At 37.3% G+C, this 15,356-nt stretch carries 13 protein-coding genes, 1 tRNA gene, 2 pseudogenes and 1 riboswitch; of the genes and pseudogenes, 12 read left to right on the top strand and 4 right to left on the bottom strand.

The window, feature by feature from the left end; translation table 11 throughout:
* Positions 1 to 296 precede the first annotated feature (296 nt).
* The 7 genes and pseudogenes from IGJ87_RS07305 to IGJ87_RS07275 all read left to right on the top strand — a co-directional run bounded on the left by IGJ87_RS07305 (position 297) and on the right by IGJ87_RS07275 (position 7,557).
* Positions 297 to 1,835, top strand: coding sequence for an ABC transporter permease/substrate-binding protein (locus IGJ87_RS07305; protein WP_002289765.1), 1,539 nt, complete (start codon positions 297 to 299; stop codon positions 1,833 to 1,835).
* Positions 1,832 to 2,797, top strand: coding sequence for an ABC transporter ATP-binding protein (locus tag IGJ87_RS07300; RefSeq protein WP_002299396.1), 966 nt, complete (start codon positions 1,832 to 1,834; stop codon positions 2,795 to 2,797). Before IGJ87_RS07305 ends, IGJ87_RS07300 begins: the two co-directional genes overlap by 4 nt.
* Positions 2,784 to 4,106 carry a dihydrolipoyl dehydrogenase family protein gene (locus IGJ87_RS07295; RefSeq protein WP_002301479.1) on the top strand — a complete coding sequence of 441 codons (1,323 nt, stop codon included), beginning with the start codon at positions 2,784 to 2,786 and terminating at the stop codon, positions 4,104 to 4,106. The genes IGJ87_RS07300 and IGJ87_RS07295 overlap by 14 nt, the downstream gene beginning before the upstream one ends.
* Positions 4,107 to 4,168: 62 nt before the next feature.
* Positions 4,169 to 4,273: riboswitch (TPP riboswitch) on the top strand.
* Between the two features lie 73 nt (positions 4,274 to 4,346).
* Positions 4,347 to 5,090 (top strand): ABC transporter permease, encoded by a 744-nt coding sequence (locus IGJ87_RS07290; protein WP_002297003.1) that lies wholly within the window; start codon positions 4,347 to 4,349, stop codon positions 5,088 to 5,090.
* 14 nt (positions 5,091 to 5,104) lie between these two features.
* Positions 5,105 to 6,097 (top strand): ABC transporter substrate-binding protein, encoded by a 993-nt coding sequence (locus tag IGJ87_RS07285; RefSeq protein ID WP_002301478.1) that lies wholly within the window; start codon positions 5,105 to 5,107, stop codon positions 6,095 to 6,097.
* Positions 6,098 to 6,108: 11 nt separating this feature from the next.
* Positions 6,109 to 6,846, top strand: a complete 738-nt coding sequence (locus IGJ87_RS07280) for an ABC transporter ATP-binding protein (RefSeq protein WP_010726005.1) — start codon at positions 6,109 to 6,111, stop codon at positions 6,844 to 6,846.
* A pseudogene (locus tag IGJ87_RS07275) lies at positions 6,836 to 7,557 on the top strand (TatD family hydrolase). Before IGJ87_RS07280 ends, IGJ87_RS07275 begins: the two are co-directional and overlap by 11 nt.
* Positions 7,558 to 7,640: 83 nt before the next feature.
* Here IGJ87_RS07275 and IGJ87_RS07270 read toward each other — a convergent pair.
* A complete protein-coding gene (locus tag IGJ87_RS07270) occupies positions 7,641 to 8,264 on the bottom strand; it encodes a LysM peptidoglycan-binding domain-containing protein (protein ID WP_002299583.1) in 624 nt (207 codons plus the stop codon).
* Between the two features lie 394 nt (positions 8,265 to 8,658).
* Here IGJ87_RS07270 and IGJ87_RS07265 point away from each other — a divergent pair.
* Both IGJ87_RS07265 and IGJ87_RS07260 read left to right on the top strand, forming a co-directional pair.
* Positions 8,659 to 9,304 (top strand): annotated as a pseudogene (locus IGJ87_RS07265) (DNA-directed RNA polymerase subunit omega).
* 205 nt (positions 9,305 to 9,509) lie between these two features.
* Positions 9,510 to 9,800, top strand: coding sequence for a hypothetical protein (locus tag IGJ87_RS07260; protein WP_002295437.1), 291 nt, complete (start codon positions 9,510 to 9,512; stop codon positions 9,798 to 9,800).
* Between the two features lie 271 nt (positions 9,801 to 10,071).
* On the opposite strand, the gene IGJ87_RS07255 is transcribed toward IGJ87_RS07260, so the two are convergent.
* On the bottom strand, positions 10,072 to 10,422 hold the full coding sequence (locus IGJ87_RS07255) for a VOC family protein (protein WP_002317672.1): 351 nt from the start codon (positions 10,420 to 10,422) through the stop codon (positions 10,072 to 10,074).
* Between the two features lie 92 nt (positions 10,423 to 10,514).
* Between IGJ87_RS07255 and IGJ87_RS07250 the strand changes: the two genes are divergently transcribed.
* Complete coding sequence (locus tag IGJ87_RS07250; protein WP_002333533.1) at positions 10,515 to 11,885, top strand: DUF6056 family protein; 1,371 nt, start codon at positions 10,515 to 10,517, stop codon at positions 11,883 to 11,885.
* Between the two features lie 214 nt (positions 11,886 to 12,099).
* On the opposite strand, the gene IGJ87_RS07245 is transcribed toward IGJ87_RS07250, so the two are convergent.
* Positions 12,100 to 13,241 (bottom strand): IS3 family transposase gene (locus IGJ87_RS07245; protein WP_100970418.1). Its coding sequence is split into 2 segments (ribosomal slippage): positions 12,100 to 13,013 and positions 13,013 to 13,241, totalling 1,143 coding nucleotides; the frame shifts between segments, so codons are not numbered across the junction.
* Between the two features lie 272 nt (positions 13,242 to 13,513).
* A tRNA-Leu gene (locus IGJ87_RS07240) sits at positions 13,514 to 13,597 on the bottom strand.
* A gap of 54 nt (positions 13,598 to 13,651) precedes the next feature.
* Here IGJ87_RS07240 and IGJ87_RS07235 point away from each other — a divergent pair.
* The gene (locus IGJ87_RS07235) at positions 13,652 to 13,831 is read left to right on the top strand and encodes a hypothetical protein (protein ID WP_002303756.1); all 180 of its coding nucleotides are present in this window, start codon (positions 13,652 to 13,654) and stop codon (positions 13,829 to 13,831) included.
* Positions 13,832 to 13,979: 148 nt separating this feature from the next.
* Positions 13,980 to 15,197 (top strand): pyridoxal phosphate-dependent aminotransferase, encoded by a 1,218-nt coding sequence (locus tag IGJ87_RS07230; protein ID WP_233130569.1) that lies wholly within the window; start codon positions 13,980 to 13,982, stop codon positions 15,195 to 15,197.
* Positions 15,198 to 15,356 lie beyond the last annotated feature (159 nt).

The following is a 15,356-nucleotide window of genomic DNA, read 5'->3' as shown; positions in this document are numbered from 1 at the left end:
CCACGAGATTTCTACTTTATTGGCTGTTTCTTTTTATTAAAATAAAAGTTGTGTGTGTAAAAAAGATATAGCTGATTCCAAGTGACAATTTCGTATAGATTTTTATGGTATTCGTAGTGAAAAAACGAGAACCAAAAAGTTGATCCGACTTTGTTGCTTGGATTCTTTTTTGTCAGCATATTTAGAGGTATTTTTTTCTTTTTTTTTGTTCGTGCTGTAAGGTTAAGGCAAGACAAGTTAGTTGGGAAAAAGGAAAGAAATGTTTATACTTAAAGAATAACAGAAAGGAAGGTCGCATGAATAATTTTATACAAACATTAAGTGAAAGAAAAGGCGAGTTGCTGGAAGCTGCATTTCAACATCTGTCCATTTCTCTCATTTCTTTGCTGATTGCAGCACTGATTGCTATTCCTTTAGCGATTTGGGCAGCCAATCATAAAAAAATGGCAGAAGTCTTATTGCAGATCACGGGTGTGCTCCAAACGATTCCTTCACTTGCCTTATTAGGTTTACTTATCCCATTTGTAGGGATCGGAACTGTTCCAGCATTGATTGCACTTGTTATTTACGCTTTGCTTCCGATTTTCCAAAACACGTATATTGGTCTAGCTGAAATTGACCCGTCTATTGAAGAAGCAGCGGTAGCATTTGGTATGTCCAGAATGAGACGCTTGCTGAAAGTAGAGCTTCCCATCGCATTACCTGTCATTATCTCAGGTATCCGAACTGCCTTAGTTTTAATCATCGGTACGGCTACTTTGGCAGCATTGATCGGAGCAGGTGGATTAGGGACATTTATTTTGTTAGGTATTGACCGAAATACACCTGTTTTGACATTGATTGGTGCGATCAGTTCTGCCTTGCTTGCAATTATATTCAGCGGACTGATTCGCTGGTTGCAGCATAAGAAACCTCGATATTCCATCATTACTTTAGCAGCAGTGGTGTGTTTATTTGGCGGCGTTTCTTTATATCAGTCTGCCTTGTTTAAAAATGAAACCATCACGATTGCTGGAAAATTAGGAGCGGAACCTGAAATCCTGATCCAAATGTATAAAGAATTGATTGAAGACAACACAAAAACAGAAGTTGAATTAAAACCGAATTTTGGCAAGACGAGTTTTTTGTTCAATGCACTGGATCAAGGTCAAATCGATATCTATCCTGAGTTCACAGGTACTGTCCTAGAAAGCTTGGTGAAGGTACCTGAAGCAATGAAAAGTGCTGATTTGACAAAAGAAAAAACATATGACGAAGCAGAAGAATTATTGAATAAGCAATTCGATATGACATTATTAAAACCAATGGCTTACCAAAATACGTATGCCTTGGCAGTCAAGAGATCTTTTGCGAACGAACATCAACTTAAAAAGATTTCCGATTTGGCAGCTATCTCTGATCAGATCAAAGCGGGATTCACACTGGAATTTATTGATCGTTCAGATGGATATAAAGGAATCCAAGAAGCATATGGCTTGAATTTTTCAAGTGTACAAAGCATGGAGCCAAGTTTGCGTTACCAAGCAATCAATAATGGAGATGTCAATATTGTGGATGCCTATTCCACAGATAGCCAGCTCAAGGAGTACGATCTAGTGACTCTAGAAGATGATCGAGGGTTATTCCCAGCTTATCAAGGCGCACCGCTGATGAAAAAAGATTTTGCTAAAGAACATCCTGAAATCGTTAAAGCACTGAATAAATTAAGCGGAAAAATAACAGAGGATCAAATGATTGATATGAATTACCAAGTCAATGTCGAAAAGAAAAAGCCGACAGAAGTAGCACGAATCTTCCTGAAAAATGAAGGATTAGTAAAGGAGGAAGATCAGTGACTAAATTAATCGAGTTCAAACATGTGCAAAAAAAGTATGATAGAAAGTATGTCATCGATGACCTAAATCTGGCAATCAAAAAAGGAGAAATCTTTGTTTTGGTTGGTCCTTCCGGTAGTGGAAAAACAACTACTTTGAAAATGATCAATGGATTATCTAAACCATCAGCAGGAGACATCTACTTCAAAGGAAAATCGTTAAATGAATATAATCTGCAGAAAATGCGGTGGAATATGGGATATGTGCTGCAGCAAATCGCTTTGTTCCCGACCATGACAGTCAAGCAAAATATTGAAGTCATCCCTGAAATGTTAGGTTGGGAAAAGCAGAAAAGAGCAGACCGTGTAGATGAACTTCTTCAAAAAGTTGGCTTATCTCCTGATATTTATCGAGATCGTATGCCTAGAGAGTTGTCTGGAGGAGAACAGCAACGGATCGGGATCATCCGAGCTATTGCTGCAAGCCCAGATGTGATTTTGATGGACGAGCCATTTAGCGCATTAGATCCGATTTCAAGAAACTCATTACAAGAATTGGTTTTGTCCTTACACGAAGAATTGGGCACGACCATCGTTTTCGTTACGCACAATATGGAAGAAGCAATCAAGCTAGGTGATCGTATTGCATTTATGAAGGATGGAGAAATTATCCAATGTGACACACCAGAGCAGTTATTGATGAATCCTAAAAACGACTACGTTCGGCATTTCTTTAATGAACCGAAACAGACGAAAGAGTGGCGAGTAGAAGATTTAGTCGTCAATGGATATTTCTTAAATGAAATACCAGAAAATGCTCGTCAACAAGTTTGCTTTGATACGCCTATGAAAGAAGTATATTCGCTTCTTTCGGTGTATCCAAGCATTGTGATAGTAGAAAAGCAAAGAAGTATTGGGTCGCTGACAAGTAAAGAAATCTTTGCTTTTTTAAGTCGAGAGGAGGAAGGAAATGAAAACATATGATGCAATCGTCATCGGTTCAGGTGTGAGCGGCTTAAGTGCTGCTTATGGATTGAAAGAAGCAGGTAAAACAGTACTAGTGGTCGAAGAAGATCTATGGGGCGGGACTTGTCCTAACCGTGGATGTGATCCTAAAAAAGTCTTGTTAAGTGCAGTAGAGGCACGTAATCGGGTAAAACAATTGAGTGGAAAAGGTTTTAACGAGATCCCAACTGCCAACTGGGAAGAACTTCAAAAATTCAAACGAACATTTACGGATCCAGTCCCAGAAAGCCGAAAAAAACAATTAGCAGAAGCTGAAATCGATCATCTTTCAGGAACCGCTCGTTTTTTGGATGATTCATCTATTGAAGTCAACGAAGAAGTCTTCCATGCGGATTACTTTGTTTTGGCAACCGGGCAAAGACCTACGATCTTACCAGTGGAGGGAAAGGAATACTTGAAAACTAGTGCAGACTTTTTATCATTGCCTGTACTGCCTAAAGAAATCATTTTTATCGGTGGTGGTTATATTGCTTTTGAGCTAGCTACGATTGCCAATGCTGCAGGGAGCAAAGTAACCATTGTCCATCATAATCAACGGCCATTAAAAGAATTTGAGGCGTCTTTGGTAGAGGAAGCCGTCCATCAAATGGAAGCATCTGGCATTCAGTTTGCTTTTGGTGTTGAAACCCAAAAGATCATTTCAGAAGGTACTCGCTATCGTTTAGTCGGAAAAGAGACGGAATTAGTAGCAGATATGATTTTTTGTGCGACTGGGAGACAGCCGAATACAGAATCTTTAGCACTTGAGCAAGCGAATGTCGTCTTTGATAAACACGGAATTGCAGTCAATGATTATCTGCAAACGAGCAATCCAAAAATTTTTGCGTGTGGAGATATTGTTTCAAGGAAAACCCCCAAATTGACACCAGTCGCCACTTTTGAAGGAAATTATGTAGCTAAGCGGATAACGGATGCAACAAGCGAACCTATCAAATATCCGATTATACCTACGATCGTCTACGCCAGTCCTAAACTTGCTGAAGTAGGTGTTACAAAAAGTCACGCTTCTTCGTCAGATCAAGTGGTAGAGATGGATCTTACCAGTTGGTTCACCTATCATCGTGTCAATGAACCAGTTGCTAAGGCTGAATTGACCTTTGACCAGCAAAATTATTTGATTGGTGCTGCAGTGATTAGCGAGCAAGCAGACGAATTGATCGATGATTTGACACTAGTCATCAATCAAAAATTGACTAAAAAAGAGTTGGATAGCTATATCATGGGGTATCCGACATTGGCAAGTGATCTCTCCTATTTATTGAAATAATCAGCATGATAACTAAAGCGCTTGTTGCTTTTTCCTTCTTGTGCTACACTTTAAAAAATGAATACCTGTTTCTGGGGATGTCGTAGACGACATGAGAGTAAGTTGTGAACTTAGACCCATTGAACCTGTCAGTTAATACTGGTGAAGGGAGAAACATAGCAGACGCTTGAAGCGGGTTACTATGTCGTGCCCATTTCAAGCGTTTTTTGTTATTCATATTAGAAGAAAGGAGGTAACAAAATGAAGAAAAATCTTTATCCAGCAGTCAGTATGGCATTCATTTTAATTATTTGGCAGATTGTTGTCATAGTTTGGAAAATACCTGCCTTTATTTTACCCGGACCTGCTGCTGTATTTTCTGCATTAGCGGCAGATGCACAAGTATTACTTTCCCATTCTGTCACGACATTAAATGAAGCAGTGCTTGGTTTGGTAATAGCTAGCGTTCTTTCTTTTATTACTGCCTTGGCAATGGATTATTGGAAGTTTTTAGAAATGTCTTTTTATCCGTTACTAGTGATTTCACAAATGTTGCCAATCATGGTGTTAGGGCCATTACTTACCCTATGGTTTGGTTTCGGTATGCTTCCAAAAGTGATCCTTGTTGTCTTGATAAGCTATTTTCCGATCGTAGTTTCTTTTTCGGATACATTGAGGAAAGTATCAAAAGAGCAAATCATCTTTTTGAAAACGATGGGGGCAGATACAGGGAAGATTTATCGAATATATAAAATACCAGCGGGTTTATCCGGCTTCTTTTCCGGTTTAAAAGTGGCTGCTACTTATTGTGTCAGCGGAGCAGTCGTTGGAGAATGGCTAAGTGCTCAAGCAGGCTTAGGGTATTACATGATACGCGTAAAAAACAGCTACCAGATCGATAAAGTTTTTGCTGCGATCATTTGTGTCATTCTATTGAGTTTATTGCTGAATGGCGCTTGTTCATTATTGAAAAAAGGGTATTATCGTATGCTTTATATTTTTTAAGAGAAGGGGATCAAATGAAAAAATTATGGCTTTTATTACCGCTACTGTTGCTTTTATCCGCTTGTGGCACTGCAAAAGAAACAAGTAGCAAACAAGAAACAAAGGATTTGAAAAAAGTGACACTTGTTTTGGATTATGTACCGAATACTAATCATACTGGCATCTACCTAGCAAAAGAAAAAGGCTATTATAAAGAGGCTGGTTTAAATGTCCAAATCATCGAACCAGGAGATAATTCGACAAGTATTGGTCTAGTAGGTGCGGACAAAGCACAATTTGGTGTAAGTTATCAAGAAGATGTCACTTATGCTCACGCAGATGGACAGAATATACCAGTCAAAGCAATTGCTACAGTGATCAAACATAATACTTCTGGATTCGCCACCCTATCAGACAGTAACATCCATTCACCAAAAGATTTTGAAGGAAAAACATATGCAGGTTGGCAAAGTCCAAGTGAAGAAGCTGTCTTAAAAGCTGTGATGGAAAAAGACGGCGGGGACTTTTCAAAACTGACAATGGTAGGAAGCAATGGAGAAGGGCCAGAAAGCTTAGGAAAATCCTCAGATATCCAATGGTACTTTGAAGGTTGGGATATGATCAAAGCAAAAGAAGCGGGTATTGAACTAAACTATATCCCATTGAAAGAATTAGATGAACGGTTAGATTACTATACTCCGGTAATTATTACGAATGATCAACTGATCAAAAGTGATCCAGAATTGGTACAGTCTTTTATGGATGCCACGAAAAAAGGCTATCAGGAAGCTATTAAGGATCCAAATGACAGTGCTAAACTGTTGCAAAAATATGCAAAAGAAAATGATCGGACGTTTTTAGAAGAATCACAAGCATTCTTGTCAAAAAATTATACGGATAATCCTGAGAATTGGGGATTGATGGAAGAAAAAGTTTGGCGCAATTATACAGCTTTTATGCAGGAAAACGGATTGATCAAGCAAGATGTACCTTCGCAAGAACTATTCACTAATCAGTTTATAAAATAGGAGTGATAGATATGTCAATCCAAATCAGCCACTTGAATGTAGTCATTGAAAACCTGAAAATATTAGAAGACATCCATTTCACTATCCCTAAAGATACCTTTACATCGATTGTCGCGCCAAGCGGAGCCGGTAAGTCAACATTGCTGAAAACTTTAACAGGAGTCCAGCCTATGACTTCTGGAATGATCAAAGTAGACGATCAAAAAGTAACTGGTCTCCATACAGCATTTAGTTATATGCCGCAAGAAGATATGTTACTTCCTTGGCTGAGCGTCTATCAAAACGTTACGTTATATCAAAAAATCAATCATCTAACAATCAATGAAGAACAAGTAAGGGATTATCTGGATATCTTTGGGTTAAACGGATATGAACATTTTTTGCCGGAACAATTATCTGGCGGGATGAAGCAGCGAACGGCCTTGTTACGAACAATCATGAATCCTTCTTCTTACTTGCTTCTTGATGAACCATTTGGAGCGTTAGATGCTATGACCAGAGGGCAGATGCAAGACTGGATGTTGAAGCTGCCTAAAAAAGCAAAGCGGACTACTTTACTTGTGACGCATGATATCGAAGAAGCAATTTATTTATCAGACAGGATTCTTGTGCTTTCCGCCCGTCCGGCACATGTGATTGCTGAGATTCAAGTGCCTGAAAAACGACGGTCACGTGAATGGCTACTGCAGCAATCAGAGTTGAAGCAAACGATTTATCAGTTATTGGCAGGTGAATTAGATGTTAAGTGATGCTCATTGTCATTTAGATGGGAGTCAGAGTTTAGCACTCCTTCAGCAGGAACACACGATTTTGACGATCATCAATTGTGATTCGCCAGAAGAATGGAAGGAAAACAGACAGCTTGCAGCAAGTAAGACTCAAGCCTTAAGTTACGGTATCCATCCTTGGAAAGCAGATAGCTATACGTTTGAACAAGTTGAGCCTTTTTTGAAAAAAGCAAGGATCATCGGTGAAATAGGGTTAGATAATATTTGGACGAATGTACCGATGACTACACAAAAAAAGTATTTGAGCGACAGCTTGCTTTTGCAGCCATAAATGAGAAACCTGTTGTACTGCATACAAAAGGATGCGAAAAAGAGATCTTAAATTATATCCAATCTTACCCTAATCACTATTTGATTCATTGGTATTCTTCTTTGGACTATCAACAAGACTATATTGATTTAGGCTGTTATTTCAGCATTGGTCTTGATTTGAAAAAGAACCCAGCAGTCTGGCAACTAGCTAAAACAGTCCCAATCGACCACTTACTTATTGAAACGGATGGACTACATGCAGCAGAGTGGGCTTTAGGGGGGATTTTTTCAGAAAAATATTATGTCTCACTGCTTGAAGAACAGTTAAAGACAATCGCTGAGATCAAAGAGCTATCAGTTGAAGAAGTTAAGAAAAATACTTATCAAAACTTGGAACGTTTCATTAGATTAGGTAAATAAAAAGGAGGTGTGACACTAGTTGTGTCACACCTCTTTTTGGCTTTCTTTGTATAAAAGTAAACCGTTCGATTAATAAATGAATCTTAGTACCAACCGTTTGCTTCCCAGAATGCTTTCGCCGCTTCCCAAGAACCATAACGTGAAGTAACATATTGTTCTGCTACTCTTTCTTGGTTTGCAGCAGAGTAGTCACCATTTAAGTAAGAAGAATCTAATTGGTAACGTCCGATGTAACGTCCGTTCGTTGCTGTGTAAGAACCGCTTGATTCTTTTTGTGCGATCCATTCTTTTGCAGAGCTTGTACTTGCTGGAGTAGCAGCAGTTTCTGTTACAGCAGGAGCAGGTTGTGTTTCAGCAACAGGCGCTGCTTGTGTTTCCGTTTGAACCGTTTCTTGTACAACAGGTTGTTCAGCTTGGACTGGTGCTTCTTGAACGGCTGCTTGAGGTTCAGCAGCTGCTTGTGCAGAGCCTTCTGTTGGGATTGTTAATTGTTGTCCTGAGTAAATCAGGTTAATATCAGAAATTGAATTTGATTCTGCAATGGCATTGATCAAGGAGTTATCACCAACGTATTTTTGAGAAATCGTTGATAGAGTATCACCTGATTGAACGGTATAAGCTTCGTCCGCATGAGCAGTCGTTCCCATGAAGAATGCAGCGCCGGCAGCCAAAGTTGTTCCAAAAAGTAAAGTTTTAAGTGATGTCATGAAAAATCTCCTTTATTCGTTAAAAAGTTTTATTTGTTGTGTTCAACGAGGAATACTTTAACACGTGAAAATATTTCATAGGTAAAAGAAGCATGACAATTTATGACAAATCCACGTTTTTTGTAATAAATACAGTAATCTATGAAATGAAAAGGGTTACGTTTAATAAAACTTGCTTTTTTGTTTTTGTTCACCATAAATATTTATTTAAGAAAGTATTAACCTGCATTTTTCTCTATAAAAAAGATTTTTTAAATAGATAAAAAAGGAGGATTAAATGAGTATTTGATAGTATTTATATTAAAATTACATATGTAATTTAAAAACGCTTGACATTGTGTTTGAGATCACTTACTTTTAGTATGTAAAAGTATTGGATTAAGGAGCTATGCAAATGAAAAAGAAATTTATTACTGGTGGGATTGTCGTTGCATTTCTATGTCTAATTGGCTACACAGGCACGCGGTACGCAAATGAAATTATTTTGTGGGGTGGAGAGACAGATATTGATACAATCAATGAGAATCTGACACAGCTTGATCATACATTGACAGATAAAGAGCAAGCGATTACAGATCTTACCGCTCGACTAGCACAAAAAGAACAGACATTGCAAGATTCAAAGGCAGATGTCCAAGAATACCAAACAAAAGTAAATGAATTAGAAAACCAAAAAAATCAATCGGCAGCAGAAAAACAAAACTTAGAAAGTCAATTAGTCAGCAAGGATGCACAACTACAAAAATGATGAAATCAATCATCTGAATGCAGATTGGACAGCAAGACTACAAGAAGCACAAGCAAAACTTTCAGAATTACAAAATACTGTAAATGGTTTGAATCAACAAATCGCAACACTGACACAAGAAAAAACAAATGTAGAAACTCAGTTAACAGATACACAAAAGAAATTAGACGAAGCAACTGCTGAAAACTCAAGCTTGAAACAATATATTCAAAAGTTAGAAAAAGCAAAAGATGAAGTGGAAGATACAGCTGATAAATCTCAGCAAATTGTTGAAGAACATTTGCGTAAATAATCTTTCTTAACAAGTAAACCTAAATTAGTAAAGAAGCAACAGTAATCTATACTGCTGCCTCTTTTTTTTAGTACATGTCCTTCATCTTCGCAGGAAGTGCAATATGATTTTAAGAAAGGTAATAGACAAAAAGTCAAAAAGATAAAACAGAGTTTCTTCTTTACAAAGGGAATGTATGTTCGTATAATGGTATTGAGGTAAGGTTATGGAGAAAAAATATGGAACAGTAGATAAGATCCGTACTTTGCAAGTTAGTGCCAGACCGTTGATCCGTTTCAGTTTAAATGGGGTCAATTGTTTGATTGCTTCCCATAGTTTGAACTTCCTAGCTGAAGTAGACGAAGGGATGAAGTTAGTCGTTACAGGTTATTATAATAATAGAAAGCAATTTGTTGTGAGATCCTATCATGTGTTAGGGAAACCCAAAATTGTGGTAGAATATGAGAAAAGTCTATACCCAAGAAAAAAGGTCCGACAAGATGAAAGAATAAACTAGAAAACAAGCGGCTGAGACAAAAATGTCCTAGCCGCTTGTTTTGGAAAGATGGATGCAGACGATGGGATTTGAACCCACACGAGCATACGCTCACAAGAACCTCAATCTATATATAACTACATGTATTTAAGTATTTGTGATGAATCACTAAACTTTCCAAACTCATTTGAGGGATATTGCTTAAAGATTGAACAGATCAATTCGAAGCCCTATTAGTATTCGCTCAATGGGGGGATCAGAGGCCATAAAAAGAGACTAGTCATTACTAGTCTCAGGTAGTGGAATTGTAGGATTTTAAACGTTCCTGGAGAGTACCGGTATGTAACTCGAAGAGGTGATTATCATAGTCGTAAAAGTAAATTGAAGAAGCCTCGTCTTTCACACGAGAACGTCCTGGTTCGACAGTTAAACCTAACATTTGGATTTTTGAGACAAACGAATCTATATCTTGTTCGTCAATTTTAAAAGCAATATGATTGTATGTCTTTGGCAGTTTATTCGACGAATTCTGCATTACTGCAATCCATAGGTCCTTAACTAAGAAAAATTTTTCTGGATATAATGAAAATTTTTTTTGTTGACTATCGTAGATTTCTTTTGCATCAAATAAGGTATTTAACAATTAAGTATTTAAAAGATAACTTTTAAGTTATCTTTAAGTAATGCTTAAAGCTATGTTATACTCTATTAGGAAATATAAGAAGGAGTATAAAAATGAACAAACATAATAGAAAAATAACGAATAACAAAGAACTGATCTTGTTACTAATAGGGATTTGGGGTATCTTTTTACTCTTTAATATGTATATGCCGACTATGAGAGCGGATGACGTAGTTTATGCAAGTAGATTAGATGAACTTGGCTATTTGGGTGCTTCGATAGAACATTATAAGAGATGGAGTTCAAGAATTATTATAGAACTATTCTTAATGTTCTTTTCTAAACACTTTATGCTATGGAAATTATTAAATTCTACGATTATGTTAGGAATTGTAGTATTACTTTGCAAGTATGTTTTTGAGAAAATAAATGTTAAAAATTTATTATTGGTTTGCTCTATATACTGTTTAATACCATTGACAGTAATGGGGGAAACCGGTTGGAGAGCAACCACCTTGAACTATCAGTGGCCAGTAGCATTTAGTTTACTAACTTTTTATCCGTTTTTTCAACTCTTAAGAGGAGAAGAAATAAATAGAAAAATATATTGGGTAAGTATTCCTTTATTGATATTTTTAACTAATCAAGAACAAGTCAACGCCTGTTTTTTTGTTCTAACAAGTATAGTTAGTTTATATTTGATTGTCAATGGACGATATAATTATAAGTTATCAGTATTTTCAATAATAAGCTTAGCAGAATTAATTTTCTCTTTGACAACTCCAGGGAATGCATTACGTGCTGCACATGAAATTAATAAATGGTTTCCTGAATATAAAAATTTCAACTTTCTTAATAAGTTAGATTTAGGTATTTCATCATTTGGAAAGCCGTTTTTTTTAGACATGAATATCTTATTTTTATTGCTATTTTTCTTAATTTTCCTTCTAACATATAGGAAATGTCAAAACTATTATGTGCGTATATTGACTGCATTACCGTTTTTCTTAAACCTGATTATTTATTTTGGTAATACAATGGGTCAAAGCTTTACTTACGTCAATGGAAATAAAAGGGCAATGATTTGGAGTAGTAGTAACCTGAATAATCTCTTTACAGAGTTAGGAACGAAACTGTCACTTTTTTATCCAGGTACTTGGATAGCTACTTTAGTAGTCTTGGCATTATTACTATGTTTAATTGTTGGAATTTATTTAAGTTTTGACAATAAGAAAACTTCTATTTTTTTAGTTATTTTGATGATAATGGGATTTTGTTCAAGGTTAATTATGGGATTTTCTCCCACAGTATGGGCTTCCGGAATGCGGACGTACTATATACTTTATGTTGTTATCGCCATCTTAGTACTAATGGCAGTTAAAGAGCTAATGAAAAGCATGAGTTTACAAAAAAATGAATTTATGCAATTTGGATTAACCGTGCTTGGTATTTGTACCTTTATAATAACGGTGATAAACAGATAATATACAAAAAATCCCTCGCTCTAGTATTAGGTGAGGGATGGATTTGAGTCAATACCTCGGACACGATTTGTGAGAATTTTTTCGAGATTCCAGCGGGTGAGTATCTCATCGTTTCGACCAGCGGTCAAACCAAAACCGTTTGACCGCTGATCGAAGCGATGAAGTTGAAACCCTGTGGAAATCTCGCCAAAAAAATGTAGGTGGTAGCTAGGAACTAAGCTTGCAATGCCAACTCCTCCATCTGATTTGGTGTTAAATAGTTGATACTACTATGGATTCGCTTGCGATTGTAAAATCCTTCAATGTATTGAAATAACGCTAAATGAGCAGCTTCAAAGTTTTCATACGCTTTTGATGGATAGACTTCTTCTTTTTTGAGTGAGGCGTGAAACGATTCGATACCGGCATTATCGTAGGGACAGCCCTTACGACTGAAGGAGTGCCGAATGTTCAATTCATTCAGCTTTGCCTCATAGGCTTCGCTAGTGTACTGAGAACCCAAATCTGAGTGGATGATCAAGTTCTCGGAGGGTGTTTGGTTTAAGAGCGCATTGTCAAGGGTTTCGATAACCAATTCTTTCGTCATCTGCTTGCCAAACTTCCAACCGATGACTTTCTTTGTGTGGAGGTCTTGAATAGTGGAGAGGTAGGTCCAGCCATCTTTTAGGGTATGAATATAGGTAATATCTGTCACCCATTTTTGATTGATCGACGTAGTGGTAAAATCTTGGTTTAACAGGTTTTTACGTCCTTCACTTTTAACTTTCGCTTGTTTGCCAGGCTTGTACTTCTTGAGGGTGACTGAACGCAAGCCTAATTTTCTCATCAGTATTTGTACTTTCTTTAAGGACAAGGTCTCGCCACGGCCAACAAGAATCTTATGAATTTTAGGCGCACCATAGATACCCTTGTTTTCAAAGTAGATTCCTGAAATCAAGCGGTTTAAGCGTTTGTTTTCTGATTGGCGCTTGGAAGGTTTCTTTTTCTTCCAGTCATAGTAGCTGGATTTCGGTGCTTCCAAAACGGTACACATTTGTTTTACGTCATGATCATGAACATTTGATTGAATAAATTCGAAGACATCACTCATTTTTACTTTTGAGCGAATATGGTTAAAGCCTTTTTTAGGATAGTGTTTTCCTCCTGCATGCGGGCCATTTCCTTTTTCATCGCTAGGATTTCTGCCTCAGTCATGCCGGTTGCTACATTCTTTGTATGAAGCTTCTTCCAACGATAAATCGTTTGTGTAGCGATACCATATTGCGCTGCCAGTTCTTCGACCGATTGGCCAGACTGGTTTAAATCTAAGATCATCTTCTTAAAGTCTTCATCAAATTTTTTCTTGGCTTTTGCCATCGTGGACACGTCCTTTTCTTAGTAGTTAGATTCTACCAAATCGTGTCCATGAAATCATCCTAACATCAGGATTTTACTCGTTTTTCGATTAATTGTTTTAACACTTGCAAGTTTCTACGAGTAGCTTGTTTCCGACCTTCATATACTCACCTCAGGCTGTTTACATGATTGTACGTTCTTTTTGTAAAGGATACAGTGATATGTATATAATGGCATAAAGAAACGTTCAAACAAAAAAACTCGTGAAGCAAAATTAACTTCACGAGTTGTAGTGCAGATGATGGGACTCGAACCCACACGAGCTAACGCTCACATGACCCTCAATCATGCTTGTCTGCCAATTCCAACACATCTGCGTAATAATAACACAATAATGATAGCGAGGTTTTACATAGTTGTCAAGCTCAAAAATGGGAGGACTTATTAAGATGGAGAAATATGACGGAGAATTTTCAGGACTGGGAATGATCTTAGGTGTATTGATTGGACTTGCATTCGGACGTTTTTTGCTTGGTTTTATGCTAGGAATCATTTGTGGAATTGCAATGGATTGGGCAGCGAATCTATGGAATGACTATCATGACAATTAAGTTCTTAACGCTTGTTTGTGTTTTTTTAATACTTACGTTTTTCCTAAATAAGTGGCAAAATTTTCTAGGATGGAGTATGATATTGAAATAGTAAATAACAAAAAATTTGGAAAGTTCTAACTTTTTGAAATGAGGGATTGGCTAAGTGATGAGAGAATTTGAAAAATCCAACAAATTAGAAGGTGTCAGTTACGATGTTCGCGGTCCCGTTCTAGAAGAAGCGGAGCGGATGCAAGAAGAGGGCATTAGTATTTTAAAATTGAACACGGGAAATCCCGCACCTTTTGGATTTGAAGCACCAAACGAAGTCATTCGTGATTTGATCATGAATGTCCGTGACTCAGAAGGCTACTCAGATTCCAAGGGGATCTTTTCTGCTAGAAAAGCAATTGAGCAATATTGCCAACTGAAACATTTTCCGAATGTGACGATCAATGATATCTACACCGGCAACGGAGTGAGCGAATTGATCACGATGTGTATGCAGGGGTTGCTGGACAATGGAGATGAAGTACTGGTTCCAATGCCGGACTATCCGTTGTGGACGGCTTCTATTGCATTAGCTGGAGGCACACCTGTTCATTATATTTGCGATGAAGAGGCAGAATGGTATCCTGATATTGATGATATCACATCAAAAATAACGAGTCGGACAAAAGCTATTGTTATCATTAATCCTAATAATCCTACTGGGGCACTTTATCCAAAAGAATTATTAGAAGAAATCGTTGAAGTAGCTCGACAAAATAACCTGATTATTTATTCCGACGAAATCTATGATCGCTTAGTGATGGATGGTCTAGAACATATTCCGATTGCTACATTAGCGCCTGATTTGTTCGTTGTTACGCTGAATGGTCTATCCAAATCTCATCGTGTAGCAGGATTTCGAGTAGGCTGGATGGTCCTAAGTGGAGATAAGTCACACGTTAAAGGCTATATAGAAGGGCTGAATATGTTGTCCTCCATGCGTTTGTGTTCCAATGTATTGTCTCAGCAAATTATCCAAACCGCGCTAGGCGGTTATCAAAGTGTCGATGAGCTGCTCCTGCCAGGCGGAAGGATCTATGAACAAAGAGAATATATCTATAATGCAATCAATGATATTCCTGGTCTTTCAGCCGTAAAACCAAAAGCTGCTTTTTATATATTCCCAAAAATTGATACAAAGCGATTCAATATTTTGGATGATGAAAAATTCGTTTTGGACTTTTTACATGAACATCATATTCTACTTGTACATGGTGGTGGATTTAATTGGAACCAGCCAGATCATTTTCGAATCGTTTATCTTCCTAAAATGGATGATTTGAAACAAACAGCTAAGAAAATGAGAGAATTCCTAGCAACCTATCGCCAAAAATGATTTTAAAAACCAAATTTTTCAGTAGGAGGGCCACAGACAAACACACTGAGGCTCTCTTTCTAGTGGAGTTTTCTTAAATAACTAAAGTATATTATTTAGTTGCAAGTCTTTTCTTGAAGTTTGCGACTTCCTAAAGTAAAATACGAATAGAATGCGAAT

This window comes from Enterococcus sp. DIV1411a (assembly GCF_050531945.1).
Taxonomy (GTDB): domain Bacteria; phylum Bacillota; class Bacilli; order Lactobacillales; family Enterococcaceae; genus Enterococcus_B; species Enterococcus_B faecium.
This window is presented reverse-complemented; position numbering and strand designations above follow the sequence as displayed.

Coding starts and splice junctions, on each gene's coding strand:
- IGJ87_RS07305 (WP_002289765.1), top strand. CDS start 297: ATGAATAATTTTATACAAACATTAAGTGAAAGAAAAGGCGAGTTGCTG.
- IGJ87_RS07295 (WP_002301479.1), top strand. CDS start 2,784: ATGAAAACATATGATGCAATCGTCATCGGTTCAGGTGTGAGCGGCTTA.
- IGJ87_RS07290 (WP_002297003.1), top strand. CDS start 4,347: ATGAAGAAAAATCTTTATCCAGCAGTCAGTATGGCATTCATTTTAATT.
- IGJ87_RS07285 (WP_002301478.1), top strand. CDS start 5,105: ATGAAAAAATTATGGCTTTTATTACCGCTACTGTTGCTTTTATCCGCT.
- IGJ87_RS07280 (WP_010726005.1), top strand. CDS start 6,109: ATGTCAATCCAAATCAGCCACTTGAATGTAGTCATTGAAAACCTGAAA.
- IGJ87_RS07270 (WP_002299583.1), bottom strand. CDS start 8,264: ATGACATCACTTAAAACTTTACTTTTTGGAACAACTTTGGCTGCCGGC.
- IGJ87_RS07260 (WP_002295437.1), top strand. CDS start 9,510: ATGGAGAAAAAATATGGAACAGTAGATAAGATCCGTACTTTGCAAGTT.
- IGJ87_RS07250 (WP_002333533.1), top strand. CDS start 10,515: ATGAACAAACATAATAGAAAAATAACGAATAACAAAGAACTGATCTTG.
- IGJ87_RS07235 (WP_002303756.1), top strand. CDS start 13,652: ATGGGAGGACTTATTAAGATGGAGAAATATGACGGAGAATTTTCAGGA.
- IGJ87_RS07230 (WP_233130569.1), top strand. CDS start 13,980: ATGAGAGAATTTGAAAAATCCAACAAATTAGAAGGTGTCAGTTACGAT.